The sequence below is a fragment of the Mesorhizobium sp. M0615 genome (assembly GCF_040320805.1).
GTDB lineage: Bacteria > Pseudomonadota > Alphaproteobacteria > Rhizobiales > Rhizobiaceae > Mesorhizobium.
Genome location: NZ_JAMYQI010000008.1, coordinates 255,693 through 280,990, shown reverse-complemented (window position 1 = coordinate 280,990; position 25,298 = coordinate 255,693). Strand labels below are relative to the sequence as shown.

The 25,298-nt window shown below is 63.2% G+C and carries 25 protein-coding genes; 14 read left to right on the top strand and 11 right to left on the bottom strand.

The genetic code is table 11. From position 1 onward, the window contains the following. Positions 1-2: 2 nt before the first annotated feature. Positions 3-1,430 carry an NADP-dependent phosphogluconate dehydrogenase gene (gene gnd / locus NKI46_RS16515; RefSeq protein WP_031355663.1) on the bottom strand — a complete coding sequence of 476 codons (1,428 nt, stop codon included), beginning with the start codon at positions 1,428-1,430 and terminating at the stop codon, positions 3-5. A 206-nt stretch (positions 1,431-1,636) separates the two neighbouring features. Here gnd and NKI46_RS16510 point away from each other — a divergent pair, with 206 nt between their 5' ends. Next, positions 1,637-2,074, top strand: a complete 438-nt coding sequence (locus NKI46_RS16510) for a VOC family protein (RefSeq protein ID WP_023692002.1) — start codon at positions 1,637-1,639, stop codon at positions 2,072-2,074. A gap of 25 nt (positions 2,075-2,099) precedes the next feature. On the opposite strand, the gene NKI46_RS16505 is transcribed toward NKI46_RS16510, so the two are convergent. The 5 genes from NKI46_RS16505 to NKI46_RS16485 all read right to left on the bottom strand — a co-directional run bounded on the left by NKI46_RS16505 (position 2,100) and on the right by NKI46_RS16485 (position 6,454). Then, entirely contained in the window at positions 2,100-3,725 is a 1,626-nt protein-coding gene (locus NKI46_RS16505; RefSeq protein WP_050589048.1) for a copper resistance CopC/CopD family protein, read from the bottom strand. 53 nt (positions 3,726-3,778) lie between these two features. Next, positions 3,779-4,297, bottom strand: a complete 519-nt coding sequence (locus tag NKI46_RS16500; protein ID WP_023683022.1) for a YcnI family copper-binding membrane protein — start codon at positions 4,295-4,297, stop codon at positions 3,779-3,781. A 39-nt stretch (positions 4,298-4,336) separates the two neighbouring features. After that, a complete protein-coding gene (locus tag NKI46_RS16495) occupies positions 4,337-4,876 on the bottom strand; it encodes a copper chaperone PCu(A)C (protein ID WP_023698175.1) in 540 nt (179 codons plus the stop codon). A gap of 104 nt (positions 4,877-4,980) precedes the next feature. Next, a complete protein-coding gene (locus tag NKI46_RS16490) occupies positions 4,981-5,337 on the bottom strand; it encodes a DUF2946 family protein (protein WP_023683020.1) in 357 nt (118 codons plus the stop codon). A 214-nt stretch (positions 5,338-5,551) separates the two neighbouring features. Further along, a complete protein-coding gene (locus tag NKI46_RS16485) occupies positions 5,552-6,454 on the bottom strand; it encodes a GntR family transcriptional regulator (RefSeq protein ID WP_023686615.1) in 903 nt (300 codons plus the stop codon). A 257-nt stretch (positions 6,455-6,711) separates the two neighbouring features. On the opposite strand from NKI46_RS16485, the gene NKI46_RS16480 reads away from it, so the two are divergent. From NKI46_RS16480 to NKI46_RS16450, 7 genes are all read left to right on the top strand, one after another. Beyond that, positions 6,712-8,217 (top strand): UxaA family hydrolase, encoded by a 1,506-nt coding sequence (locus NKI46_RS16480; protein ID WP_023728563.1) that lies wholly within the window; start codon positions 6,712-6,714, stop codon positions 8,215-8,217. Positions 8,218-8,270: 53 nt separating this feature from the next. Then, the gene (locus tag NKI46_RS16475; protein WP_352746990.1) at positions 8,271-9,269 is read left to right on the top strand and encodes an aldo/keto reductase; all 999 of its coding nucleotides are present in this window, start codon (positions 8,271-8,273) and stop codon (positions 9,267-9,269) included. 73 nt (positions 9,270-9,342) lie between these two features. Continuing rightward, complete coding sequence (locus NKI46_RS16470) at positions 9,343-9,558, top strand: hypothetical protein (RefSeq protein ID WP_023824647.1); 216 nt, start codon at positions 9,343-9,345, stop codon at positions 9,556-9,558. 12 nt (positions 9,559-9,570) lie between these two features. Next, on the top strand, positions 9,571-10,563 hold the full coding sequence (locus NKI46_RS16465) for an ABC transporter substrate-binding protein (RefSeq protein ID WP_023728566.1): 993 nt from the start codon (positions 9,571-9,573) through the stop codon (positions 10,561-10,563). 147 nt (positions 10,564-10,710) lie between these two features. Then, the gene (locus NKI46_RS16460; RefSeq protein ID WP_023828310.1) at positions 10,711-12,234 is read left to right on the top strand and encodes a sugar ABC transporter ATP-binding protein; all 1,524 of its coding nucleotides are present in this window, start codon (positions 10,711-10,713) and stop codon (positions 12,232-12,234) included. 35 nt (positions 12,235-12,269) lie between these two features. Beyond that, entirely contained in the window at positions 12,270-13,235 is a 966-nt protein-coding gene (locus NKI46_RS16455) for an ABC transporter permease (RefSeq protein WP_023669818.1), read from the top strand. Between the two features lie 73 nt (positions 13,236-13,308). After that, positions 13,309-14,325, top strand: coding sequence for a zinc-binding alcohol dehydrogenase family protein (locus NKI46_RS16450; RefSeq protein WP_023733621.1), 1,017 nt, complete (start codon positions 13,309-13,311; stop codon positions 14,323-14,325). A gap of 288 nt (positions 14,326-14,613) precedes the next feature. Here the strand turns inward: NKI46_RS16450 and NKI46_RS16445 are convergent, their stop codons facing one another. The 3 genes from NKI46_RS16445 to NKI46_RS16435 all read right to left on the bottom strand — a co-directional run bounded on the left by NKI46_RS16445 (position 14,614) and on the right by NKI46_RS16435 (position 17,852). Further along, the gene (locus tag NKI46_RS16445; RefSeq protein WP_023737513.1) at positions 14,614-15,465 is read right to left on the bottom strand and encodes a sugar phosphate isomerase/epimerase family protein; all 852 of its coding nucleotides are present in this window, start codon (positions 15,463-15,465) and stop codon (positions 14,614-14,616) included. 125 nt (positions 15,466-15,590) lie between these two features. Beyond that, complete coding sequence (locus NKI46_RS16440; RefSeq protein WP_023737512.1) at positions 15,591-16,778, bottom strand: Gfo/Idh/MocA family protein; 1,188 nt, start codon at positions 16,776-16,778, stop codon at positions 15,591-15,593. Positions 16,779-16,796: 18 nt separating this feature from the next. Further along, positions 16,797-17,852 (bottom strand): sugar phosphate isomerase/epimerase family protein, encoded by a 1,056-nt coding sequence (locus NKI46_RS16435; protein WP_023726430.1) that lies wholly within the window; start codon positions 17,850-17,852, stop codon positions 16,797-16,799. A 399-nt stretch (positions 17,853-18,251) separates the two neighbouring features. On the opposite strand from NKI46_RS16435, the gene NKI46_RS16430 reads away from it, so the two are divergent. The 5 genes from NKI46_RS16430 (at position 18,252) to NKI46_RS16410 (ending at position 22,531) form a co-directional block, all read left to right on the top strand. Continuing rightward, the gene (locus NKI46_RS16430; RefSeq protein WP_023669836.1) at positions 18,252-19,139 is read left to right on the top strand and encodes a sugar phosphate isomerase/epimerase family protein; all 888 of its coding nucleotides are present in this window, start codon (positions 18,252-18,254) and stop codon (positions 19,137-19,139) included. 9 nt (positions 19,140-19,148) lie between these two features. Continuing rightward, on the top strand, positions 19,149-20,318 hold the full coding sequence (locus tag NKI46_RS16425) for a mandelate racemase/muconate lactonizing enzyme family protein (RefSeq protein WP_023700157.1): 1,170 nt from the start codon (positions 19,149-19,151) through the stop codon (positions 20,316-20,318). Between the two features lie 2 nt (positions 20,319-20,320). Next, positions 20,321-21,037: a FadR/GntR family transcriptional regulator gene (locus NKI46_RS16420; protein ID WP_023683008.1), complete on the top strand. Its 717-nt coding sequence runs from the start codon at positions 20,321-20,323 to the stop codon at positions 21,035-21,037. A gap of 79 nt (positions 21,038-21,116) precedes the next feature. Then, on the top strand, positions 21,117-22,094 hold the full coding sequence (locus NKI46_RS16415; protein ID WP_352746986.1) for an NAD(P)-dependent oxidoreductase: 978 nt from the start codon (positions 21,117-21,119) through the stop codon (positions 22,092-22,094). Between the two features lie 68 nt (positions 22,095-22,162). Continuing rightward, positions 22,163-22,531: a PQQ-binding-like beta-propeller repeat protein gene (locus NKI46_RS16410; RefSeq protein WP_245263082.1), complete on the top strand. Its 369-nt coding sequence runs from the start codon at positions 22,163-22,165 to the stop codon at positions 22,529-22,531. Between the two features lie 3 nt (positions 22,532-22,534). Here NKI46_RS16410 and NKI46_RS16405 read toward each other — a convergent pair whose 3' ends face one another. Next, positions 22,535-23,833 (bottom strand): amidase, encoded by a 1,299-nt coding sequence (locus NKI46_RS16405; RefSeq protein WP_352746982.1) that lies wholly within the window; start codon positions 23,831-23,833, stop codon positions 22,535-22,537. A gap of 116 nt (positions 23,834-23,949) precedes the next feature. Here NKI46_RS16405 and NKI46_RS16400 point away from each other — a divergent pair, with 116 nt between their 5' ends. Continuing rightward, positions 23,950-24,297, top strand: coding sequence for a GFA family protein (locus tag NKI46_RS16400; RefSeq protein WP_023747011.1), 348 nt, complete (start codon positions 23,950-23,952; stop codon positions 24,295-24,297). Positions 24,298-24,299: 2 nt separating this feature from the next. Here NKI46_RS16400 and NKI46_RS16395 read toward each other — a convergent pair whose 3' ends face one another. Beyond that, positions 24,300-25,208: an SDR family oxidoreductase gene (locus NKI46_RS16395; protein ID WP_352746979.1), complete on the bottom strand. Its 909-nt coding sequence runs from the start codon at positions 25,206-25,208 to the stop codon at positions 24,300-24,302. Positions 25,209-25,298 lie beyond the last annotated feature (90 nt).

Here is a 25,298-nt window from a genome sequence, read left to right as displayed (position 1 = left end):
CCCTAGCCGGCAGCGCCGCTGCCCCATGGGCCATGGAAAGCCCCCTGCTCGCCGATGCGCTCGAAACCATGCGCGCCGAAGAAATCGCGCTGCGCCTGGATCAGGTTCGAGGTGCCGCGGCCCTGGCGGTAGCTGTCGAAATAGGCAAGCGCCGACGCCAGCGCCGGCACGGGCGAACCGGCCTCCGACGCTCTTGCGACGATGCGCCGGAGCGACGGATGCGCCTCCTGCATCATGGTGGTGAAAGCCGGCGCCATCAAAAGGTTGGTGGACGCGCCGCCCGAGCCGAAGGCTTCCGCCATGGTGTCGAGCATCTGCGAGCGGATGATACAGCCGGCACGCCAGATCTTGGCGATGGTCGGCATCGGCAAGTTCCAGTTGAACTCCTTCGAGGCGGCGCTCATCACCGCGAAACCTTGTGCATAGGCGGCGATCTTGCCGGCGAGCAGCGCCAGCTCCAGGTCTTTCAGAAGTGCCGCCTTGTCGCCGGAGATCTTGGTGACGCCGATATTGCCATAGGCTTTTTCGGCCGCCTGCCGCTCATCCTTGATCGAGGACAGCACGCGGGCCGCCACCGCCGCCTCGATGGCCGTCGCCGGAATGCCGAGCTGCTGCGCCTCGATGACAGACCATTTGCCGGTGCCCTTCTGGCCGGCACGGTCGAGGATGATGTCGACCACCGGCTTGCCGGTCTTTGCATCGTCAGCGGCCAGCACCTTGGCGGTGATCTCGATCAGATACGAATCGAGCCGGCCCTTGTTCCAGTCCTCGAAGACCTTGCCGATCTCCTTCGGCCCCATGCCGAGACCGTCACGCAGGATGCCGTAGATCTCGGCGATCATCTGCATGTCGGCATATTCGATGCCGTTGTGGATGGTTTTCACGAAATGCCCGGCGCCGTCTGTGCCGAGCCAGGCAGCGCACGGTTCATCCTTGAACTTGGCCGAGATCGCGGTCACCACGCGTTCGACGCGCTTCCAAGAGTCTTCGGTGCCGCCGACCATGATCGACGGCCCGTGGCGCGCGCCTTCCTCGCCGCCGGATACGCCCATGCCGATGAAGGTGAGACCCGAGCCCGACAGTTCCGAAAAGCGCCGCATCGTATCGCGGAAATTGGCGTTGCCGGCATCGATGACGATATCGTTGTCAGACAACACGCCGCGCAGCGCTTCGATCTGTTCGTCGACCGGCTTGCCGGCCAGCACCATGATGATGACCGGGCGCGGCGGCTTGATCGCAGCTGCCAGTTCCTCCAGGCTGTAGCAGGGCACCACCATGTCCCTGAGCGAACCGGCGCCTTCGAGGAAGGCATCGGTGCGCGCCTTGGTGCGGTTGAAGACGGCGATGCGGTGCCCGTGCTCGGCAATGTTGAGCGCGAGGTTGGAGCCCATTGTGCCAAGGCCGATCAGACCGATTTCGGCTTTTTCCATCGTTTCTTCCCTGCTTTCGGATTTTGTTGAGGCCGCGTTTTTCGGGATGCCCATTTTTCGGCGAGATGATTGACGAGCCTTTCGCGCCACGTCAACCGCCTCGCCGAATTGTGTTGCGTCTGCGTTGTGTCAGACCGAGTCAGGAAGGGTCAGTTGGTGACCGGGCGACGCCTTGCCGATCGAACATATGACGTTAGGTTGAACTTATGGCAGTCAAACGGATGGACAATGTCGGAATCGTCGTCGATGACCTCGACGAGACGATTGCCTTCTTTCGCGAGCTCGGCCTCGAACTGGAAGGGCGGGCGACGATCGAAGGCGAGTGGGCCGGACGTGTCACCGGGCTCGGCGATCAGCACGTCGAGATTGCCATGATGCGCACACCGGATGGCCATAGCCGGCTCGAGCTCTCCCGCTTCCTCACGCCGACGGTCGTCGCCGATCACCGCAACGCCCCGGTCAATGCCCTGGGCTACCTGCGCGTCATGTTTACCGTGGACGACATCGACGACACGCTTGAAAGGCTCCGCAAGCGTGGCGCGCAGCTGGCCGGTGAAGTCGTCCGTTACCAGGACGTGTATCGGCTCTGCTACATCCGCGGGCCGGAAGGGCATCTCATCGGGTTAGCCCAGGAACTCGGCTGAGCGCCCTTCGTAGGCGGGCTGAATATCACTCGGCGCGGATATCGATCGGCGCTTCGATCTTTACCACTTCGAAATCCGAAACCAGAATATCGAGCCGCGCCGTCCAGCGGCCTGGAATCGGAATGACGAGATTATCGACGCGCCAGGTGCCGTCGCCTGGCTTGGTCGTCGGACGCTTGATCGGCTCGATCCCCGAATCGGGCTTGGACAGCACCAGCGTCACTTCCTTGGCGTCGAGCGGGCCGAAATCGCCATCCATGATGACGATGGAGGCGGTGACCTCCCCGGTATGGCCGGGCGTGATGTCGATGTCGGCCATCGCCTTCATAGTGTGGATATGGGCCGACGTCGGTTGTGCCGCGGCGATTGCCAGGGCCCGTGGCGGCGGCGTGAAGCGCCAGCCGGCGGCAACGCCGAAGATCAGGAGCACGATCAGCATTTCGACTGAGATCGAGCGGCTAAGCCGTCGCCGCACTTCCGTCGCTCCGGCCTCGGCCAAGGCGGTGAGCCGCCATCGATTGACCGCCGCCAGCGTGAACAGAAACACCAGCAGCGCCAGCTTGATCAGCAGCAGCCGGCCATAGGCGGTGTTGACCAGTGCCGCCGGTGTCTGCACCTGGATGATGGCGAGCACCACACCGGCGGCGGCAAGCACTACCACCACGGGCATGATCGCGCGCGAAAACCGCCGCAGGAACGCCCCGGCTTCCACCGATTGGCTGCTCAACGCCAGGCCGAGCGGCAGCAATGCTCCAGCCCAGAAAGCGATGCCGGCGCCATGCAGGAACACCATAGGCCGCGTCAGCCATTGCGGTTCGGCTGCACTGGCATGGCCGCTGGCGGCAAGGGCTGCACCCACACCGGCCAGCCCGGCGAGCGCCAACGGCCTGGCGCCAGCACGCGATCCGACCAACGACAGCAGGCCAAGCCCGAGCGCCGCCAGCGAAATCAGCACCGTCCAGCCGAAGCTGGTGCCAAGCGCCGTCCGCCAGACCACCGGTTGCGCCAGCCGGGCGAGTGGCGCGCCCAGCGCGTCCAGCCCCTGGAACCCGAGCGACAGGGGTGCTGCGACCAGCCCGCACAGGATGGCGGCAATGACGAAGCGCTGGCCTGAGCGCTGGCCTTGCGCCAGCCATGTCAGCGCGAAGGCGCCGCCAATGCCGAGGAAAAGCCCGATGTAGAGAAGAACCTTGCCGGTCCAGATCGCTGACCGCAAATCTATATCGACAGCTTCCCCCACCGCCGGCGCCGCACTTGGCGCGCCAACGGAAAACAGCACCGAGCCGCCGACCGGATGGCCATCGGCGGAAATCACCCGCCAGCTCAAGACATGGGTGCCCGGCCCGAGCTTTTGTGGATTGTCGATCTCAACCGTTTGGTCGCTCAACCGAAACGAGGTCAAAGCGACAGGCGTACCGTCGGGCCGCACCAAGGTCAGCACCAGCGGCGACACAGGCTCGCTGAAGGTCAGCGAAAATTGCGTCGGCGCTCGCTCCAGAACCGCGCCGTCGGCAGGCTCGGCCTTGATCAGCGCCGCATGGGCAAAGGCCTGGTTTGGCGTGGCAAGGACGGCAAGCAGCAGGATCGCGGCCAGCAGGCCGAAGCACCTGCCGGCTGTCCGTTCCATCCGCTGGAAACAGGCCACGTTCATGCCATCCACCAAAACAGTGGCGCGCCGCTTCGAAGCAGCGCGCCGCCAATGCATCATTTCTTCGGCAGCAGGTTGAGGCCGGGCGCCGGATCTTCCAGCGCATCCTCATCCTGACCAGCCGCCGGAATCTCTATCCAACGCGTGGTGGCGCCATCGCATTCCTGCACCACCGGAAAATAGAGTTTTTGCCCGGCCGGCAGATCGGCGGCCAACGTGCCGCGGAAGACGAACTCGTCATAAAATTCATCCGGCAGGCTGCCGCCGCTCCAGTCGACTTCCTTGACGCCCGAGGTCACCGCCTCGCCATAGAGCTGGTAGGATTTCTCGTACTTGCCTTTCTTGACCTGCAGCGTCCAGCCGGGCTTGGGCATCGGCTTCACCCCGATCACCCCTTCCGGGATCTGCACGCGCACGGCAATCGTCGCCTTGCCTTCGCAGCCATGCGGCACGCGCAGCACGGCCTTGTAGGTCGAACCGACCGGCGCTTCCTGGGTTTCGAGCGTGATATGGCCGAAGGCAGCGCTCGTCCCCAGGACAAGAAATGCAGCGGCCGGCAAAAGATACTTGTTCATGATGGTCCCTCTCGAAAAATCGGTTGGCAAATTGATTGGTCAGTCGTTGTCTTCGAGGGGTGGCGCGCTGCCTATGGCTTGCACGGCAAACTCGACGGTCACGGTTCCGGCCTTCTCGAAAGTCAGCGTGGCGGCAAACATCTGGCCTTCTTTAGGCGGCTGCTTCAAATCCATGAACATCACGTGGTAGGCGCCGGGACCCAGCGTGATCTTGCCGCCCGCCGGGATATCCAGGCCGCCACTGACCGGGCGCATGGTCATGACGCCGTCTTTGACTCCCATTTCATGCAGTTCGGCCTTGCCCGAAATATCGGAGGCAATCGACAGCAGCCGGTCCGGCGCGCTGCCCTTGTTGACGATGGTGAAATAGCCGCCGGCAACCTTGGCGCCGGCCGGCGTGGCGCGCGACCAGGGATGCTTGATCTCGATGTCACCGGCCTTGAATTCATGCGCAAGGACGGAATGGGAGCCGACGAACAACAGTGCAAAGGCGAACAGGGCGCTGCCGAGACGCTGCTCGATAGTGCTGAATAAACGGGTGCTGCGGTGCAACGCGCCGGCACGAAGAAAACGGAACATGGGTAGGCTCCATGAATATAAGGTCGCGCCGTTGTCGGGCTGCGAACGTGTTTGTCATTGGATGATTATCGCCTGCGCAGGTTACGCAAAGCGAGCGGCGGTTTTCAGCCCGCAAGCGGCGGCGCGCGCGGATTGGCCGGAGAGCGCTCGCGCGTGACGTCGGGATGCCTGACTGCCGGCGGGGCAAAAGCGACTGTTTCCAAGTACTGGCTGACCGGCGCCAGGCCGACGCCTGCCGGCGGCGCATAGGCGACGGAGGCCATGCTGCAGCCGAGCATGCAGCACGCCGGCATATGCTGCTGGTGCGGATCGCCGCCGGGAAGCTGGACCGCCCCCTCATGTGTACAGATGACGTTGCCGAAAACGTCGAGTTGCGAGGCATCCGGCGCAATGCCGAAGGCAAACACGCCGAGCGTCGACTGGAGCAGCAGCACACAGGCCGCGACAAAGGCGGCCGTCATGCTCCATCTCTTACGCCGGAAGTCCAAAGACCTGCCTCTTCACGCAGCAACGCTTGGATATCTAGCACGCGGCATGTCGGCGGAAAATCGCCAAATCATCGCTGCGGCAACGCGGCGCGTTCAATCCATGTCGCCAAAAAGTGCGCTGCGGTTTGGGATAACGACATGCATAGGCAAAGATCTTGTGCGCATAACCTCCCTTCGGACGTCGCGCTCAGGAAGCCGGGCGGCCGCCGATTTCCGGAATCGACGTCAACAGCGTGTGGCGTGCCGACTTCAGATGCTTGCGGCAGGCGGCGTCGACCTTGCCGAGATCGCGCGATTTCAGCGCCGCGATGTAGGCGAGATGCTCGCTCACCGCGACTTCGTTGCGCTCGCGCTCTTGCGCCTTGTTCCACTGGTAGTGGTAGTGAAAGATCATGGCGATGACGTCGTAGAAATCGACGATGAAGCGGTTGTGCGACGCCCGGTGGATCAGCCGGTGGAAGCGCTCGTCTAGCTCCGAGAATTCGTTGAAGCGGATGGCGATTTCGCTGGCCAGAAGCCGGTGCTCGTCTTCCAGCCGGTCGAGATCCGCCCAGACCGGACTATCCCCAGGCAAGGCGGCAAAGGCCGCCGCCGAGCGTATCTCGAACATCTCGCGGATTTCAGTGAGTTCGAGCGCGAAGGCTCGCGTAAACCCCTTCAGCACCCAGTGGCTGTTGCGCCGCTTCTCGATCAGGCCGAAGCGGGAGAAGCGGATGAGGAACTCGCGCACGCTGGTGGTGCCGACGCCGATCTCGCGCGCCAGTTCGAGTTCGTTGATCTGCATGCCGGCCTCGGCGCCGCCAGCCAGCAATCTGCGCATAAACGACCGCTCGATGATCTGGGCCAGTGTGTCTGTCTCCTCCTCGGGGAAGAAATCATCCGGCTTCGGCGTCCTGAGCACTGTCTTGCTGCGTTTGTTCCACGCGATCAGCCCGGTCTCTTCCATGCGCGCCAGAATGGTGCGCACGGTGGTACGGCTGACGCCAAGCAAAGTGCCCAGCTCCGGCTCCGACGGCAGGCTCTGCGTCTCATCGAGCAGCCGCAGACCCCTGTTGTAAGCGTCCTTGTAGACGTTGTTGCTCTTCGACATCCCTGCCCCGTTGCGCGCCGGCGCTTGCTGTGGCTGGCTTGAAGCGCGATATCACATATGTCCTGGCGCTCACCCGGCAAAGCAAAACGCTCTGCGTGTCAGACGCCGCTCCCCACAAGCCAAGCGTCCATCGGACGCATGGTCTCCTCCTGAAAAAACAATTGACGCACAAATGTTTTTTCACGATAAAAGACATTATATGTAAACAGACGCGTGTCAATCCGCGCATCCCCAGGAACAGACCCAGGAAACTGCCCGTGAACGCTTCGAACAGCATTCTTCTGTCCCCCGCCGACAATGTCGCGGTCGCCAATGGCCGCATCGAGATCGGCACCCCTCTGCCCGGCGGCGCCGTCGCCACGGCCTTGATCGAGCCCGGCCACAAGGTGGCGATCAAGCCTATCGCCGCCGGCGAGGCGGTGGTCAAGTATGCCCAGGCCATCGGCCGCGCCACCCAGGACATCGCGCCCGGCGACCACGTCCATTCGCACAATCTGGTCTTCGAGTCCGGCCGTCTGCCGGTCGTGCCGCCGAGCGAAGCGGAGCATGCCACCGAAGCTGACCGCGCCCGGACATTCATGGGCTATCGTCGCGCCGATGGCCGTGCCGGCACGCGCAACTTCATCGGCATCATCGCCAGCGTCAATTGCTCGGCCACCGTCTGCCACGCCATTGCCGACGAGGCCAACCGCGTGCTGTTGCCGAAATATCCGGGGATCGACGGCTTCGTCCCGATCGTCCATGGCCAGGGCTGCGGCATGAGCGGCACCGGCGACGGCATGATGGTGCTGCACCGCACGCTCGCCGGTTACACCCGCCATCCGAATTTCGGCGGCGCGTTGATGGTCGGCCTCGGCTGCGAGGTCAACCAGCTCACCCTTTACGGCCAGAAGGGTGCGGCGGCGGGAAAACGCCATTTCAACATCCAGGACGCCGGCGGTTCGCGCAAATCGGTCGCAAAGGCGATGGGCGTGCTCGCCGAAATCGCCGAGGAAGTCGGCCAGTATCAGCGCGAGCCGATCCCGGTCTCGGAGATCGTCGTCGGCCTGCAATGCGGCGGTTCCGACGGCATGTCGGGCATCACCGCCAATCCCGCGCTGGGAGCGGCGGTCGACATCCTGGCCGGCGTCGGCGGCATCGGCATCCTGTCGGAGACGACGGAGATCTATGGCGCCGAACATCTGCTCGCCTATCGCGCGGCAACGCCGGAGATCGCCAAGAAGCTCGACGGTTTCGTCAAATGGTGGGAGGACCATGTCGCCAAGCACGGCGCCTCGATCGACAACAACCCCTCGCCCGGCAACAAGCGCGGTGGCCTGACCACCATCCTGGAAAAGTCGCTGGGCGCCGTGGCCAAAGGCGGCCAGACTCCGCTCAACGGCGTCTTCGGTTATGCCGAAAAGGTCACCGGCAGTGGCCTGGTGTTCATGGACACGCCCGGTTACGACCCGGTCTCGGCGACCGGTCAGGTGGCGGGCGGCGCCAACATCATCGTCTTCACCACCGGCCGCGGCTCCTGCTTCGGCTGCCGGCCCACGCCGTCGATCAAGGTCGCCACCAACTCGACCATGTACCACCAGATGGAAGAGGACATGGACGTCAATTGCGGCGTCATCGCTTCGGGTGAGAAGACCATCGCCGGCATGGGCCGGGAACTCTTCGAACTCATCGTCGAGACGGCATCGGGCCGCAAGACCAAGAGCGAGGCGTTCGGCTACGGCGACAACGAGTTCGTGCCGTGGCACCTCGGCGCGACGCTCTAACCACCGACGAAAAAAAACGGGCTGCAACGACGGCTCACAAGGGGAGGCTTTGGATGGACAAACGCCGCATCGGCACGACTGCGCTCGAGGTAACCGAGATAAGCTTCGGCGGGGCGGCGATCGGCGGGCTCTACCGTGCCTGTCCACGCGAAGCGGCGATGGAGACGCTGCAGACAGCCTGGGATGCCGGCCTGCGCTATTTCGACACCGCGCCCTTCTATGGCTTCGGCCTGTCGGAGCGGCGGACCGGCGATTTCCTGCGCTACAAGCCGCGGGATTCCTATGTGCTGTCGACCAAGGTCGGACGGCTGTTCCGCCCGGTGCCGGAAGACCAGGTTCCCGATCATTCCTATGTCGACCCGCTGCCCTTCGCGCTCGACTACGACTACTCCTATGACGGCATCATGCGCTCGGTCGAGTTCTCCTATGCCCGGCTCGGGCTGAACCGGATAGACATCCTGTTTGTGCACGACATCGGCACCTACACACATGGCGTCGAGAAGACGAAGCTGCACTTTCGCCAGCTGATGGACGGCGGCTTGAAGGCGCTGGAAGAGCTTAAAACGTCCGGTGTGATTTCCGCCTATGGGCTCGGCGTCAACGAGGTGCAGATCTGCCTCGACGTATTGCGCGAAGCACCGCTCGACTGCATCCTGCTGGCCAGCCGCTATTCGCTGCTCGACCGCTCTGCTGAAGCCGAGTTGCTGCCGTTATGCCGTGAGCGACAGACTTCCCTGATCATCGGCGGCGTCTTCAACTCCGGCATCCTGGCGACCGGACCGGTGCACGGTGCGCATTTCGACTATCTGCCGGCGACGCAGGACATACTTGAGCGTGTCGGCGCGATGGAGAAAATCGCTGGTGAGGGCGGATATCCGCTGGCGGCGGCTGCATTGCAGTTTCCGCTGCAGGAGCCTGTCGTGGCCAGCGTGCTGACCGGAACGGCCAAGCCTGCCAACCTGACGCGCAACCTCGACCTGTTCGACGTCCAGGTGCCGCAAGCGGAATTCGCCCGCTACACTCCCTACACCATCGTGCAGGAGCTCGGCTGACGAAACGCCACAATCACGGTTCTCAAGAAGGAATGAATATTCCATATTGACTCGACGGTGGAATTAATATTCCATGATGATCAAGGAGGATCGGGAGCGTCTGGACGTGGCACTGAGGATCGGCAGGGAGGTTTCCCCGCCAAGCCATGCGCAGGCCGATATGAAACACCGCTTGCGTCGGCCGGACCGATGCACTATCAAAAAGCGGCAACTGTTTTTTATTGATAAAGGTCTGTTTGGGCCGCGCCTATCCAAATGGAGCTTCCGCAACCTTCACCGGGCGATCTAGGGAGGATTCCTAATGAAATTCGTGACCAGCATTCTCAACCGCCGTTCACTGGTGGCACTTGCTGCCGCCTCGATGCTTGCAGGCACGCTGCACACGGCGCCCGCTTCGGCGGCGGACGTGACCATTCCGATCATCGTCAAGGACACCACATCCTTCTACTGGCAGATCGTCCTGGCCGGTGCCCGCAAGGCCGGCAAGGATCTCGGCGTCAACGTACCCGAACTCGGCGCCCAGGCTGAAACCGACGTCAACGGCCAGGTTTCGATCCTCGAGAATGCCGTCGCCGGCAACCCGGCCGCGATCGTCATCGCGCCGACCGAATTCAAGGCGCTCGGCAAGCCGATCGATGAAGCAGCCAGCAAGGTCAAGGTCATCGGCATCGACTCCGGCGCCGATTCCAAGGCCTTCACCTCGTTCCTGACCACCGACAATGTGCAGGGCGGACGCGTCGCCGCTGACGGTCTTGCAGCAGCCATCGGCGAAGCCAATGGCGGCAAGATCGAGGGCGACGTCGCCCTGATCACCAACGCGCCGGGCGCCGGTTCGCTGGAGCAGCGCAAGCAGGGCTTCACCGAGCAGCTGGCCGCGAAATATCCGGGGCTCAAGCTCGTCGCCGACAAATATGCCGACGGCCAGGCAACGACCGGTCTCAACATCGCCACCGACCTGATCACCGCCAACCCGAACCTCAAGGGCATCTTCGCGTCCAACCTGATCATGGCGCAGGGCGTCGGTCAGGCAGTCGCCGAGAACAACCTTGGCGGCAAGCTGGCGCTGGTCGGCTTCGACAGCGACGAGAAGCTGATCAAGTTCCTCAATGACGGCGTCATTTCCGCGCTCGTCGTCCAGGATCCGTACCGGATGGGCTATGACGGCATCAAGACCGCGCTCGCCGCCTCGAAGGGCGAGAAGGTCGAGGCCAATGTCGACACAGGCGCCAACCTGGTGACCAAGGCAAACATGAAAGACCCCAAGATCGACGCCCTGCTCAACCCGAAGCTCTGAGCCCGTCGACCAAAAATCCTTTCCGGGGCCTCGCGCCCCGGAAACACCGGATACAAGCTTGAATATCCACCGGCTTGAATCACCTCGACGATGCGGCTTGACTGCATCGCGACGTGCCAATCGTAAGGCCAATCTGGGAGGATTGTCATGACGCCCATGGCGCAGGAACTGCACCCGGCCCCAACGCTAGCGCCCGGCAGGACGATCCTCGAACTGCACGGGCTGGAAAAGCGCTATCCCGGCACGCATGCGCTGAAGCCCGTTCACCTTGCCTTCAAGGCAGGTGAGATCCACGCCATCGTCGGCGAGAACGGCGCCGGCAAATCCACCTTGATCAAGCTTCTGACCGGCGTCATGCCGCGCACCTCCGGCGATGTCATCTGGGAGGGCAAGCCGGCAGCGCTGGCAACCCCGCACGAGGCAATGGCGCTGGGCATCAACGCCGTGCATCAGGAGGTCGTGCTCTGTCGCCATCTCACCGTCGCCGCCAACATGTTCCTCGGCGAGGAGAATTCGCGCTTCGGCATCCTGCAGCAGCGCGCCATGGTCAAGGAAGCGCAGAAGATCATCGACGGTCTCGGCTTCGACCTGCCGGCGCATGTCATGCTGGGTGACCTCACCATCGGCCAGCAGCAGCTGATCGCCGCCGCCCGCGCCACCGTGCGCGGCACCAAATTCCTGATCTTCGACGAGCCGACCGCCTATCTCACCCGCAAGGAAGCCGACCAGCTGTTCACGCTGATCCGCAGGCTCAAGGGCGAAGGCGTCACCATCATCTACATCAGCCATCGCATGGAAGAGGTGTTCGAACTCGCCGATCGCGTCTCGGTGCTGCGCGACGGCACGCTGGTCGGCACCCGCAACATTGCCGAGACCAATGACGCCGAGCTGGTCAAGATGATGATCAACCGCTCGATCGAGCAAGTCTACCATAAGGAGCATTTCACCCCCGGTGCCGTGATCGTTGAAGCGAAAAACCTGTCGGGCAAGGGTTTCGAAGACGTCTCGATGACGGTGCGCGCCGGCGAGATCGTCGGGCTCTATGGCCTGATCGGCGCCGGGCGGAGCGAGTTCGTCACCACGCTCTATGGCCGCCACAAGAAGTCGGCCGGACAGGTCCTTTGGCAAGGCAAGCCGGTCCACATCAATTCCGAGCACGACGCGATCAAGCTCGGCATGGCGCTGGCGCCGGAAAGCCGCCGCGACCAGGGCCTGTGCCTGAACCTGCCGGTCGGCCTCAACCTCAACCTGCCGATCTACAAGCGCATCTCCAGCAACATGCTGATCTCCGGTGCGAAGGAAAAGGCCGAGGCCGATCGCCAGATCGCCGGCCTCCGCATCAAGACGCCGACGCGCGGCGCCCTGGCCTCCAGCCTGTCCGGCGGCAACCAGCAGAAGATCGTCATCGGCAAATGGCTGGCGCATGGCGCCAAGCTGTTCATCTTCGACGAGCCGACCGTCGGCGTCGATGTCGGCACCAAGGCCGAGATCTACCGCCTGTTCGGGGAACTGTTGTCCAAGGGCGCCGGCATCATCCTGATCTCGTCCTATCTGCCCGAGGTTTACGAGCTCGCCGATACGCTGCACGTGTTCCGGCGCGGCAAACTGGTCGCCAGCCACGGTTTTCGCGCCGCCAGCCATGAAGACGTGCTGACGCAGGCGATCGGCTGAAAACGCCGTCCAGACAAGAAGAAACGGGAGGAACCATGAGCATCGAAACCGCCGCGATCGAAAAACCGAAACGGAACTACAACGTCCTGTTCGGGCTGACGCTTCTGGCGTTGCTGGTTCTGCTCTGGATCGTGCTGTCGGTGGCGACGCCGAGCTTCGCGTCCTCCAACAACATCGCCAATCTTTTGCGGCAGGGCTCGATGATCGCCATCATGGCGGTCGGCCAGACCTTCGTCATCATCACCGGCGGCATCGACCTCTCGGTCGGCGCCGTGGTCGGCTTCGCCACCGTCATTGTCGCCATGATGATCAATGCCGGCTTCCCGATCTGGGTCGCCATTCTGGTGACGCTGCTGGTCGGCGTTGCCATCGGCCTGTTCCATGGCTTCGGCATCGTCAAGATGGGCCTGCCGCCCTTCATCATCACGCTGGCGACGCTGACCTCGTTGCGCGGCATCGGCCTGTTGATGACCAACGGCAATTCGATCAACATCAACAGCGACAGCTTCACCGCGTTCTCGCGCAGTTCCTTTGTCGGCATCCCCAATCTGTTCTGGATGGTGATCCTGGTCGGTATCCCGGCCTACATCTTCCTGCACCACAGCCGCTGGGGCCGCTATCTCTTCTCTGTGGGATCCAATGCCGAGGCCTCGCGCCTCTCGGGCGTCAATGTCCAGCGCACCATCTACATGGCCTACACGCTGTCGGGCCTATGCGCGGCCTTCGTCGGCGTGCTGCTGGCGGCGCGCATCGGCATCGGCAACCCGACCCAGGCGGAAGGTTGGGAGTTGCAGGCGATCGCCTCATCGGTGATCGGCGGCACCTCGCTGTTCGGCGCCGTCGGCTCGGTGCATGGCCCACTGCTCGGCGCCTTCATCCTGGCCACCATCAACAACGGCGCCAATCTGCTCAACGTCAACTCGTTCTGGCAGCGCATCATCACCGGCGCGCTGATCATAATCATCGTCTATTTCGACGGGCTGCGCCGTCGCGGCAAGTAATTCTCCCTGACCTTCTGCGCCGGCCTGCTTAACAACGGACCGGCGCCTTTTTGAGAAACACTGGAATTGCCGAATGAAAGCTGTTGTCTGCCGCTCGCCCGGCGAGCTTGTCCTGGAAGACCGGCCGGCGCCAGGAGCGCCGCCTGCCGGCTGGGCGCTGGTCGCCGTCAGCCATGTCGGCATCTGCGGCACCGACTACCACATCTTCGAAGGCAAGCACCCGTTCCTTGCCTATCCCCGCATCATGGGCCATGAAGTGTCGGGCACCGTCGTCGAGACCGGCGAAGATGTCGACCTTGCCGTGGGCGAGCCCGTCATCATCAATCCCTATCTCGCTTGCGGAAAATGCATCGCCTGCCGGCACGGCAAGCCGAATTGCTGCGTCAGGATCGAAGTGCTTGGCGTCCATCGCGACGGCGCCATGGCCGAGCAGATCCTGGTGCCGGCACGGAATCTTTATCCGGCAAACGGCTTATCGCTGGCCGATGCGGCGGCGGTGGAATTCCTCGCCATCGGCGCGCATGCCGTGCGGCGCGCTCGCGCCGAACCAGGCGCCCGCACGCTGGTCATCGGCGCCGGGCCGATCGGCCTTGGCGCAGCGCTGTTTGCGCGCATCGCCGGGCTCGATGTCAGCCTGCTCGACATGAGCACGGAGCGGCTGGATTTTGCAAAAGGCGAACTCGGCTTCGCCACGCTCGACGGTTCACAAAAAGCGGCAGCCGAACTGGTGCGCGAGGCAACCGGCGGCGAAGGGTTCGACGTCGTCTTCGACGCCACCGGCAACACCGCCTCGGTGCAGTCGGCCTTCGCCCATGTCGCGCATGGCGGCACGCTCGTGCTGGTCAGCGTCGTCAAGGATGACATCGTCTTTTCCGATCCGGAATTCCACAAGCGCGAAATGACATTGATCGGCAGCCGCAACGCGCTGAAAGTCGATTTCGACCACGTCGCCGCCTCGATACGCAACGGCGCCGTGCCTCTGGCAAAACTCGTCACCCACCGCACCACGCTGGCCGGCACGCCGGACGATCTCGCCCGCTGGGCGCATGAGAAATCGGGGTTGATCAAGGCTGTGATCGAGGTGGGGTAAGACATCCGAAAAAATCTGGTGGAGCGAAAGTGCCGAGTTAAGGCAGATCGCATACCGCGGCGATTTGCGAAAAGGACAGTCGCTTCCTCATCCATGGGCGGAGCAAGGAGCGAAGCGACGCGGCGCAGACTCGAGGATTCATTCGGTGACGTCTGCGCTAGAATCCAGCGGTGCAAAAAGAGGCGTCCATTCGCATCTCCTACCTGCACCGCTGCGGCGCGCGACAGTCGCGGCATGGGTCCTCGAGTCTCCGCGTCCGCTGCGCCCGTGGATGAGGGAAGTGAGCGGCTAAGCCGCCCGCTTCCACCCATCCCTGATATGCCTGTATCCCTCGCGATAAACTGCCTCCGGCGTCTCGGAAAAATCCCGCCACACCTTGGTCGCCGCCGCCAGATCCTTCAGCGACCTGCCAAACGCCTCGATCGTCAGCCAGTCGTCATAGCCGCTCTTGCGGATGGCCGCGAAAGTCTCTTTCCACGGAATGTTCCCGCGTCCCGGCACGCCGCGATCGTTCTCCGAAATGTGGATGTGCACGACATTCCTGCGGTGCTTCGTATAGGCGCCGATCGGGTCGGCTTCCTCGATATTGGCGTGGAAGGTGTCGTACATCGCCTTGATGTGCGGCCGGTCGATGGCATCGACGTGCTCGGACAGATCGGCCATCGTGTTCAGCAGATAGCACTCGAAACGGTTGAGCGCCTCCAACCCGATGGTAACGTTCCGCTTGCCGGCATGATCGCCAATGGCGCGCTGCGAGGCGATCGAGCGCTTCTTCTCGGCAGCGGTCGGCCCGCTGCCGGAGAAGGCGCCGAGCGTCGAATGCAGCGGCCCGCTCAGCGTACTCGCGCCGAGCGCCTGGGCGCAATCGATCGCCCATTTCATGTAGCCGATGCCGGCCTTGCGGGTCGCGGCATCCGGCGAAATCAGATTCATCGCCGGGTCGCCCATCGCCGTAACAGCCGTGCGCTCCAACCCGATGCGGTCGAGCAAATCGCCAAGCTTCTTGTAGTCCTCTGGCGTGCCTGAGAAGATCGGTATCTCGACGCCGTCGAAGCCGGTCGCCTTGATGTCGCGCAGCAACGGCTCGTGTTTCTTAGACACGGAAGTCGTCCACAAAAACATGCACATGCCGATTTTCATCGACAGCCCCTCCCCATTTGACGGCGCGCGCTGGTTTCTTTCGCACCTCGCACCATGCGCCCTCATTCGGCCGCTTCGCGGCCACCTTCTCCCCGAAGGGAGAAGAGACTTGGCGCCGGCGTTCCCTAAAGTTTCGTCCACGCCCCGTTCTTCTTCGATGACTTCACGCAGGCCTCGATGAACGCCATACCTTCGACGCCGTCCTGGATGGTCGGGAACACCACGTCCTTGCCCGGTCTGCCGCCCTTCTTGCGTGCCGCGCGGATCGCCCGCGCCGCCTCCTGGTAGATGTTGGCGAAGCCTTCGAGATAGCCTTCCGGATGGCCAGACGGAACGCGGCTGACGCGTCCCGCAACTGGCAGCGCGCCGGCGCCGTTGCGGGTGAGCAGCTGCTTGGGCTGGCCGAACGGCGTGTACCAGAGATAGTTCGGATCGGCCTGAACCCATTCCAGCCCGCCTTTCGAGCCATAGATGCGCAGCTTCAGCCCGTTCTCGTGGCCGGGCGCCACCTGGCTTGCCCAGATCATGCCCTTGGCCGGATGCACCTTGCCGACCGGCTTGAAGCGCAGCATGACATTGACATTGTCGTCGAGCAGTCGCCCCGGCACGAAAGCGTCGAGATCGGCCGACAGGGAATCGAGCTCCAGACCCGAGACGAAGCGCGCCAGATTGTAGGCATGCGTGCCGATGTCGCCGAGCGCGCCGCCCGCGCCCGCCTGCTTGGGGTCGGAGCGCCACGCCGCCTGCTTCTGGCCGGTGGCGGCAAGATCCTCGGTCAGCCAGTCCTGCGGGTACTCGGACTGAACGATGCGGATGTCGCCAAGCTGCCCCTTGGCCACCATCTCGCGCGCCTGCCGGATCATCGGATAGGCAGTGTAATTGTGCGTCAGCACGAACACCTTGCCGGTCTTTTCAACCACGGCCGCGAGCTTCTTGGCCTCGGCCAAAGTCGTCGCCAGCGGCTTGTCGCAGATGACGTGGATGCCCGCCTCGAGGAAGACCTTGGCCGCCGGCACGTGCACATTGTTGGGGGTGACGATCGCCACCGCCTCGATGCCGTCCGGGCGCTTGGCCTCGGCCTTGGCCATCTCGGCATAGGAGGCGTAGCTGCGCGCCGGGTCGAGACCGAGTTCGGCGGCGGAAGCCTTGGCGCGCTCGGGATTGGCCGACAGGGCGCCGGCCACCAGCACGAAGTCATTGTCCATGCGCGCCGCGATCCGGTGCACCGCGCCGATGAAGGCGCCTTGGCCGCCGCCGACCATACCATAGCGGATCGGGCCGCGCCCCGCTTCCGACTTCGATGCGCCGACCATGTCTTTCTCCTGCTTGTGTCAAATACCCATCATGGCGCGCAGCATCTTCTTGTCGGTGGTGCCGCCGGCGAAATCATCAAAGGCCTTTTCCGTCACCCGGATAATGTGGTGCTGGATGAAGGGCGCGCCTTCGGCCGCGCCGTCCTCCGGATGCTTGAGGCAACACTCCCACTCCAGCACCGCCCAGGAATCGTAGCCATACTGGGTAAGCTTGGAGAAGATGCCGCCGAAATCGACCTGCCCGTCGCCAAGCGAGCGGAATCGCCCCGCGCGATTGGTCCAGCTCTGATAGCCGGAATAGACGCCTTGCCGCCCCGTCGGATTGAACTCGGCATCCTTGGCATGGAAGGCCTTGATCCGCTCGTGATAGATGTCGATGAATTCGAGATAGTCGAGCTGCTGCAAAAGGAAATGCGACGGGTCGTAGTTGATGTTGCAGCGCTTGTGACCGCCAACCGCATCTAGGAACATCTCGAAGGTTGCGCCGTCGAAGATGTCCTCGCCAGGATGGATCTCGTAGCCGACATCGACGCCGTTTTCGTCATAGACGTCCAGGATCGGCTTCCAGCGTGTGCCGAGCTCGGCGAAGGCCTCCTCGATCAGCCCGGCCGGCCGCTGTGGCCAGGGATAGAGGTACGGGAAAGCTAGGGCGCCGGAAAACGTCACCGAGGCTTTCAGGCCAAGATTCTTCGAGGCCTTGGCGCCGAACTCCATCTGTTCGACCGCCCATTTCTGCCTGGCCTTGGGGTTGTTGTGCACCGCAGGCGGTGCAAAGCCGTCGAACTGGGCATCATAGGCCGGGTGCACCGCCACCAGCTGCCCTTGAAGATGCGTCGACAGTTCGGTGATCTCGACGCCGGCATCCGCGCAGATGCCTTTCACCTCGTCGCAATAGGTCTTGGAAGATGCCGCCTTCTTGAGGTCGAACAGGCGTGCATCCCAGGTCGGGATCTGCACGCCCTTGTAACCGAGACCGGCCGCCCATTTGGTGATCGAGGCCAGCGAATTGAACGGCGCGGTATCCCCCGCGAACTGCGCCAGAAACAGCCCCGGACCCTTCATTGTCGACGGCATCGGCATCCTCCCAATTCATTTTTCCAAGGACCAAGCATAGCGTCTGATGAAAGCAGGGCCAGCCTCTTTGGTCTCTCGTGATGTGCATTCTCGTATCGGCATTCTGGTATTACCAAATACCGAAAATGGGTCAAGCCATTTGACTCACGCGCAAAGCTGCCAGGGCATTCCATTTTTGGCGATATATACCAGCATAATCAATACGGTACACAGATGTCGATATCGCATGGCGGCGGTTCTTGCCGCGCGACAAAAATTGCTGTAGACCTCCATTAGGGCCCAATTGGTCGAACCAGTTGCGCAAAAACGCTGGAGCGCCTTGGGGAGGAAACACGCGACGCGCCTTGTGGGGCGCGTCGCAGGCGAACTGGCACAGACGAATTCTGGGAAGGATAGACCATGCATCTTTCGACGCACAACTGGATGCGCGCGGAACCGTTGGAGGTGACGCTGAAGCGCATCAAGAAATTCGGCTACGAGTCGATCGAGATTTCCGGCGAGCCCGAGCAATACAAGACCAAGGAGACCCGCGCGCTGCTGAAAGAATACGGCATCCGCTGCTGGGGGTCGGTGACGCTGATGCTGGGCGAACGCAACCTTGCCGCCAGGGACCAGGGCCAGCGCGAACGCTCGGTGCAGTACGTCAAGGACGTGCTGACCATGGTCAGCGAACTTGATGGCGAGATCATAACGCTGGTGCCCGCGACCGTCGGCAAAGTGGTGCCGGACGGCACCGAGGAAGAGGAATGGAAGTGGGTGGTCGACGCCACCCGCGAATGCTTCACCCATGCCAAGAAGGTCGGCGTCAAGATCGCGGTCGAGCCGCTCAACCGCTTCGAGACCTATCTGTTCAACCGCGGCGCGCAGGCGTTGGCCCTGGCCGATGCGGTCAGCCCCGAATGCGGCGTCTGCCTCGACGCCTATCACATCCATATGGAAGAATTTAACGTCCATGACGCGATCCGTCAGGTCGGCAAACGGCTGTTCGACTTCCACGTCGCCGACAACAACCGCTTTGCCGCCGGCCTTGGCCAGATCGATTGGCCACGGATCGTGCAGACGCTGAAGGAAGTCGGCTATGACGGCGCGCTGACCAACGAATTCGTCGCGCCCGTCGACCGCACACCCGCCGCGCCCTATCCCGACATGGTCGACCGGAATCCGGTGGACATTTCTCCCGAACAGCTGAAGTTCATCCAGGATCACGGCTCCAGCGTGCTGACGGAGAAATTCTACACCGACCAGATGCGCATCACGGCCGAAACGCTGCTGCCGCTGATCAAGTAGCCGATCGGGATGCGCATCAAAACGGTCCAGGCGTGGTGGGTCCGCGTGCCGATTGAGGCCGCGAAGCAGCATCGCAGCGACTTTGGCCAGGTGACGACGTTCGACGCCGCCATCCTGCGCATTGAGACTGACGACGGGCTGATCGGCTGGGGCGAGGGCAAGAACGCCGCCGGCAGCGCCGGCAGCTATGGTGCGCTGGTCTACATGCTGAATCACGAGGTCGGGCCGCAGCTGATCGGCCGCGACCCCGCCGACATCGGCATGATCTGGGAGATGCTCTACAACGGCGTGCGCCATGACAGTGCCGCGCGCGCCGGCCATGCCATGCCGCAGCTGGCGCGGCGCGGCATGAGCATTGCGGCAATCAGCGCCGTCGATATCGCGCTCTGGGATATTCTGGGGAAGTCGTTGGGACAGCCGGTGTGGCGGCTCATCGGCGGCCGCAAGCTCGACCGCATGCCGGCCTACGCCTCCGGCGGCTGGGCTGCCGCCGAGGCTATCGGCGAGCAGCTCAAATCCTACATCGCCAAAGGCGGCTTCAGGGCGCTGAAGATGCGCGTCGGCGCCATGGACGGCGCCCCGCACATTTCCGCCGCCCGCGTCCGCGCCGCACGGCAGGCGCTCGGTCCTGACGTCGAGTTGATGGTCGACGCGCACGGCACCTATACGGTGGCCGAGGCCAAGCGCTTCATCAGCCTGGCCAGCGATCTCGACCTCGCCTGGTTCGAGGAGCCTGTTATCGCCGACGACAAGGCTGGTATGGCCGAGGTGCGCGCCTCGGGCTCGATCCCGATCGCCACCGGCGAAAGCGAAGCGACGCGCTACGCTTTCCGCGATCTCGCGGTGCTGAAATCCGCCGACATCTTCCAGCCGGATCCGGCCTTTTGCGGCGGTATCAGCGAGGCGATGAAGATCGGCACCATCGCCAGTGCCTTCAATCTGCGCTTTGCCCCGCATCTGTGGGCCGGCGCGCCATGCTTTTTCGCCGGCCTGCATGTTTGTGCGGCCTCGCCTGCCAGTTTTACCGTCGAATATTCGCTCGGCGCCAACCCCATGATCCACGATCTTATCGAAGAGACTGTCGAAGCAAGGGACGGTATGATAGCGATCCCTGAAAAGCCGGGTCTGGGATTCACCATTTCGGAGCGGTTCCTGGAGGCGCACGCGCAACGCGGTTGACGATGAAAGAAAAGAACCTTCTCGCCGAACTCGCCGCCTATCTGTTCGCCCATTCGGACAAGGAGAGCGGCCGCACGCCCTCGGAGCGCGAGCTGGCGGAGCATTTCGGTGTCAGCCGCGGCCAGATCCGCGAGGCGCTGGCCATTCTGGAGGCCATGCGCATCGTCGAGCGCCGCGCCAAATCCGGCATCTATGTCGACACCAGGCAGGCCAGTGTAGAAGCCTTGGCTCTTTTCGCCCGCGCGGGCCTGCCGCTCGATCCGGTGCAGATCTACGAGACCGTCGAACTGCGCAAGATCCACGAGATCAAGGCCGCCGAACTTGCCTGTTCGCGTGCCACCGAAGAGAATTTCGAACGCCTGCGGGAGATCCTGAAAGCCTCGGAGGAGTGCATCGCCGCCGGCGAAGGCCTCGCCAAGGAAGACCGCGAATTCCACCTCGAAATCGTGCGGGCGACCAAGAACGGCGTCTTCCACAATATCTGCAGCGTCTATTACCTGATGGGCGAGCAGCGGCTGCCGATCTACTTCAACGATCCCGAGCGCTCAGTGCGCTCGCATGCCGAGCATATCCAGATCTACGAGGCGCTGCTGCGTCGCGACGGCAATCTCGCCCAGGCGCTGATGAGCGCCCACCTGCAAGGCGCGGAAAGCTACTGGAAGGGGATCATCGAGGGCCGCGAGGCGCAAGCGCAAAGCCTGGCATTTGAGAAAGCCTAGAGCAATTCCAGGAAAAGTGTGAAACGGTTTTCCCGGGAAAGCGCGCAGCGCTTTCCCTTGCGACAAACACGAGAGCCCCATGCCCAGAATCCTGTCGACGCACACGCTGCATCCGCGTGCCTCCGCAATGCTGGCGGGCGCCGGTGAACTCGTCGTCGCCTTAGCGCTCGATGCGGCAACGCTGACCGCCGAGGCGAAGCATGCCGACGTCATCATCGTTCGCGCACCGCTGCCGCCGTCGCTGTTCGAAAACGCCACGAAACTCAGAGCCGCGGTCCGCCACGGCGCCGGGCTCGACATGGTGCCGATGGAGGCCGCGGCCGCGGCCGGCGTGCTGGTCGCCAACGTGCCGGCGGTCAATGCGCGTTCGGTCGCTGAATATGTGATGTTCGCGGCCCTTGCCCTGCTTCGGCGCTTCCGTTCGGTCGACCGCGACTTGCGCGCCAAGGGCTGGAATGCCGGCCGCGACCACGCCAGCCATGCCAGCGAGCTTGCCGGCAAGACCATCGGCATCATCGGCTTCGGCGCCATCGGTCAGGCAGTCGCCCATATCGCCGCGCACGGCTTTGGCCTCGACGTCGTGGCGACGACCCGCAGCATGCAGCCGGCACCCGACAGGATCGGCTTCCTGTCGATCGATGCGCTGATCGAACAGAGCGACATCATCGTGCTCTGCTGCCCGCTGACGCCGGAAACGCGCGGCCTGATCAGCCGCGAACGCATCGCCCGCATGAAGCCGGACGCGCTTTTGATCAACATTTCGCGCGGGCCGGTGATCGATGACGAGGCGCTGATCGAGGCCTTGCGCCAAGACCGGATCGGCGGCGCCGCACTCGACGTCTTTGCCACGCAGCCGCTGCCGGCAAACCATCCCTATTTCGGTTTCGACAATGTCATCGTCACCCCGCATATGGCGGGGATCACCGAGCAATCGATGATGCGCATGGGGGTGGGTGCTGCCGGCGAGACCTTGCTGGTGCTGGCCAACCGGCTGCCTGTCAATCTGCGCAATCCCGACGTGGTCGAGCATTACCGCCGGCGGTTTCCTGCCGACTGACGTTTCTGCGAGCCGCCTCAATTTTCGCGGATTTGCCGTCGACCTTCGCCGACATGGTCAAGAGCGTCGTGAGAGTTCTTCTTCTGATTGCCGGTACAAGCGTGCCGCCAGCCGAGGCTCAGGCCGAAAGCAGCTACGTGCCTTGCGACAACGGCCTGCGCTGCGTGATGGCGCCCTGCCCTTCTACCAGCGCGCTCGACCTCGCCACCGGAAAGGTCGTCAAGGGTGTGTGGGTCGACATCGACGGTTTGCCGCAGCAGGACAAGGCGCTTGACCTTTCCGACAAGCTCTATGCCGGCAAGCTCGTTGTCACAGGAACAATCGAGAACCGGCCACACAGCTTCAACGGCAAGCAGCACGACGTGCCGACATTGTTCGCGACGGGCATCCTGCGCACCGCCAAGGACAGCGAACGCAAGCACTGCTCGTCGGGTTGACTATTACCGACCAAGCAGCCGCTCGATTTCAGCCGCGATGCGCAGCAGATGGTGGTCATGGCCATTGCGCGCCACCAGCATCAGCCCGGCCGGCAGCGTCATGCCGGGCATCGGCAGCGAGATCGCGCAGAGGTCGAACTGGTTGGCGACCTGCGTGTTGCGCAGCAGCAGACCTTCGGTGCGTTCACGCAGAGCCGTATCCTCGGCCATCGAAACGATAGTCGGCGCTGTCACCGGCGTGGTCGGCAGAGCCAGCACATCGACCGAACCCAACCGCTCGTCCATGGCTATGCACAGTGCCGCGCGACGACGCATTGCCCTGATATAAACCGGCGTCGGTATGGCCGCCGCCCGCGACAGCGGCCCGCTGACATGGGGATCGACCGGCACCGATGCGCCCGTCGCCAGCCAGTCGGCATGGATTTCAGCACCTTCCATGGCCGCGATCGAGCCGCGTTTGGTGGCCAGGCGCAGATCGGCAATGAGGTCGTCGATCGAAATGTCCGTGAGCCACGCGCCTGCCTGCTCGATCCCGGCAAGGCTGCGATCGAACGCGGCGGCAATCTCCGTTTCCGTGTCTTCGAAAAGCAGGCCGCGCGGAATGCCGACACGAAGCCCGGCAAGCGCTAACGGCAGGTGCAGTTGCGGCATCTGCTCGCCCGTCATCGCGGCGTCAGCCAGGGCACACGCAGCAACACTCAGCGCCAGCGGCCCGATCGTATCCAGCGTCGCAGAAAGGGGATAGGCACCAGTCAGCGGCACGCGCCGCGCCGTCGGCTTGAAACCGACGACGCCGTTCAGCGATGCCGGGATGCGCACCGAACCGCCGGTGTCGGAGCCGATGGAAATGTCGCTCGTCCCCTCGCCAACGGACACGGCGGCGCCCGACGACGAACCGCCCGGAATGCGGCTGGTGTCGGCGGCATTGCCCGGTGTGCCGTAGTGCATGTTGTCGCCGATGGCGGTGAAGGCGAATTCGGTCATGTTGGTCTTGCCGATGATGACGGCGCCGGCCTGGCGCAGACGGTTGACGACCGCAGCGTCGTGCCGACGGGGCGCGGTGTCCCTCAACATCAGCGAACCGGCCGTGGTCGATTCACCGGCGACATCGAACAGATCCTTGATCGAGATGATGGCGCCGTCGAGCGGCCCGAGCGATACGCCGGCCTTCTTGCGCGCATCGGTGGCCTCGGCCGCTGCGCGCGCCGCCTCGGCATAGAGTTTGGTGAACACCTTCTCGCCTGCCGCGCAATTGGCAAGACGTGACAGGATGATCTCGAGACGATCGCGGATTGATTGCATGTCGATGTCGGATTCCGTCAAGGTGGAGCGTCTTTAAGGCATATGGGCCGCTAGGTCAGCGGAAGGAATAACCCGGACAGCGTGCCTTTGCACCTGCAAGCGATAGGAAGAGACTGATGCTGTACAAAGGCAGCTGCCACTGCGGCAAGGTAGCGTTCGAATTCAAAGCCGAACTGACCGGCGCCGTGCGGTGCAATTGTTCGATGTGCAGGCGCAAGGGCGTGCTGTTATGCGCCATCCCGCATGACAGCCTGAAGGTGCTCGCATGGGGCGATGATCTCGGCACCTATACGTTCAACAATCACGTATTGGCGCATCGCTTCTGCCGGACCTGCGGCATCCATCCCTTCGCCGAGGATGTCAGTCAGGGCAACGAACGCAGCGCCTACGTCAACCTTAACTGCGTTGCGGATATTGATGCTGCCGGTCTGTCGATTTTCGACTTCGATGGCCGCTCGGTCTAAGCTTACCGGTAACCCGCGGCATCGGCAGGTTTGCCGGCGTCCAGTACCTCCGGAACATAGCGCCAGGCGTCCGGGCGTGAGCCGTCGAGATCGGTAAAACCATAAATCTGCGCCAACCCACCGCTGGACAGCGACTGGCCGTTCCAGCGCGCACGATCCGGATCCGCCGCAAGCGACGCGACCGCGCGGCCGACAAAGCGCGGCGTTTCGGAAATGACGAAATGCGGCACGTTGGCGGTGGCGTCGCGCCAATTGTCTTCAGTGACGCCAAACGCCTCCAGCATCATTTCGGAACGAAGCCAGCCGGGCGTCAGCGACACCGAGGTGGCGCCATGCGCAGCAAGATCTTTGGCGTGTGCCCATGCCATGCGGTTCACCGCGACCTTGGCGAGATCGTAGAACGGCGACAGCCGATAGTGATCGGCATTGTACTCGGCGGTGCCGTCAGTGACCTCGACCAGCAGCCCGCCCGGCCGCTCGATCATCAGCGGCAGCGCATGATGCGCGGTGATCAGATGCGTGTCGATGCCGAGCCGCAACAGGCGCAGGCCGTTTTCCAGATTGTGGTCCCAGACCGGCTTATTCCATTCGAACAGCTTTTCGCCGCCCCAGACATCGTTGACCAGAATGTCGAGCCGACCCTGTTCGGCCCGGATGCGCTCGACCAGACTGCGCACATCATCAGTCACCATATGATCGACTTGCACGGCAATGCCCTTGCCGCCATGCGAAGAAACCAGCTCCGCCGTCTCCTCGATGGTTTCGGGCCGGGCATAGTCGGATTGCTGGCTGCGTGTGGTGCGCCCCGTGACATAGACGGTGGCGCCGGCGGCACCGAGCTCAACCGCGATTCCCCGCCCTGCGCCACGCGTGGCGCCGGCGACCAAAGCGACTTTTCCCTGCAATGTCATGGTACGCTCCCAAACGAAACAATGATTAATCCAGCTGGCCTTCGCCGCTCACATCAGATATAAATGATCATTCGGTTATATCTGGATGTC

What these genes read in the sequence shown, in the direction of transcription:
- NKI46_RS16450 (WP_023733621.1), top strand. Translation starts at nt 13,309, where the DNA reads ATGAAAGCTGTTGTCTGCCGCTCGCCCGGCGAGCTTGTCCTGGAAGAC.
- NKI46_RS16460 (WP_023828310.1), top strand. Translation starts at nt 10,711, where the DNA reads ATGACGCCCATGGCGCAGGAACTGCACCCGGCCCCAACGCTAGCGCCC.
- NKI46_RS16470 (WP_023824647.1), top strand. Translation starts at nt 9,343, where the DNA reads ATGATGATCAAGGAGGATCGGGAGCGTCTGGACGTGGCACTGAGGATC.
- NKI46_RS16485 (WP_023686615.1), bottom strand. Translation starts at nt 6,454, where the DNA reads ATGTCGAAGAGCAACAACGTCTACAAGGACGCTTACAACAGGGGTCTG.
- NKI46_RS16400 (WP_023747011.1), top strand. Translation starts at nt 23,950, where the DNA reads ATGCTGTACAAAGGCAGCTGCCACTGCGGCAAGGTAGCGTTCGAATTC.
- NKI46_RS16490 (WP_023683020.1), bottom strand. Translation starts at nt 5,337, where the DNA reads ATGACGGCCGCCTTTGTCGCGGCCTGTGTGCTGCTGCTCCAGTCGACG.
- NKI46_RS16445 (WP_023737513.1), bottom strand. Translation starts at nt 15,465, where the DNA reads ATGAAAATCGGCATGTGCATGTTTTTGTGGACGACTTCCGTGTCTAAG.
- NKI46_RS16430 (WP_023669836.1), top strand. Translation starts at nt 18,252, where the DNA reads ATGCATCTTTCGACGCACAACTGGATGCGCGCGGAACCGTTGGAGGTG.
- NKI46_RS16475 (WP_352746990.1), top strand. Translation starts at nt 8,271, where the DNA reads ATGGACAAACGCCGCATCGGCACGACTGCGCTCGAGGTAACCGAGATA.
- NKI46_RS16510 (WP_023692002.1), top strand. Translation starts at nt 1,637, where the DNA reads ATGGCAGTCAAACGGATGGACAATGTCGGAATCGTCGTCGATGACCTC.
- NKI46_RS16435 (WP_023726430.1), bottom strand. Translation starts at nt 17,852, where the DNA reads ATGCCGTCGACAATGAAGGGTCCGGGGCTGTTTCTGGCGCAGTTCGCG.
- NKI46_RS16455 (WP_023669818.1), top strand. Translation starts at nt 12,270, where the DNA reads ATGAGCATCGAAACCGCCGCGATCGAAAAACCGAAACGGAACTACAAC.
- NKI46_RS16495 (WP_023698175.1), bottom strand. Translation starts at nt 4,876, where the DNA reads ATGTTCCGTTTTCTTCGTGCCGGCGCGTTGCACCGCAGCACCCGTTTA.
- NKI46_RS16500 (WP_023683022.1), bottom strand. Translation starts at nt 4,297, where the DNA reads ATGAACAAGTATCTTTTGCCGGCCGCTGCATTTCTTGTCCTGGGGACG.
- gnd (WP_031355663.1), bottom strand. Translation starts at nt 1,430, where the DNA reads ATGGAAAAAGCCGAAATCGGTCTGATCGGCCTTGGCACAATGGGCTCC.
- NKI46_RS16415 (WP_352746986.1), top strand. Translation starts at nt 21,117, where the DNA reads ATGCCCAGAATCCTGTCGACGCACACGCTGCATCCGCGTGCCTCCGCA.
- NKI46_RS16440 (WP_023737512.1), bottom strand. Translation starts at nt 16,778, where the DNA reads ATGGTCGGCGCATCGAAGTCGGAAGCGGGGCGCGGCCCGATCCGCTAT.
- NKI46_RS16405 (WP_352746982.1), bottom strand. Translation starts at nt 23,833, where the DNA reads ATGCAATCAATCCGCGATCGTCTCGAGATCATCCTGTCACGTCTTGCC.
- NKI46_RS16465 (WP_023728566.1), top strand. Translation starts at nt 9,571, where the DNA reads ATGAAATTCGTGACCAGCATTCTCAACCGCCGTTCACTGGTGGCACTT.
- NKI46_RS16505 (WP_050589048.1), bottom strand. Translation starts at nt 3,725, where the DNA reads ATGAACGTGGCCTGTTTCCAGCGGATGGAACGGACAGCCGGCAGGTGC.
- NKI46_RS16395 (WP_352746979.1), bottom strand. Translation starts at nt 25,208, where the DNA reads ATGACATTGCAGGGAAAAGTCGCTTTGGTCGCCGGCGCCACGCGTGGC.
- NKI46_RS16420 (WP_023683008.1), top strand. Translation starts at nt 20,321, where the DNA reads ATGAAAGAAAAGAACCTTCTCGCCGAACTCGCCGCCTATCTGTTCGCC.
- NKI46_RS16425 (WP_023700157.1), top strand. Translation starts at nt 19,149, where the DNA reads ATGCGCATCAAAACGGTCCAGGCGTGGTGGGTCCGCGTGCCGATTGAG.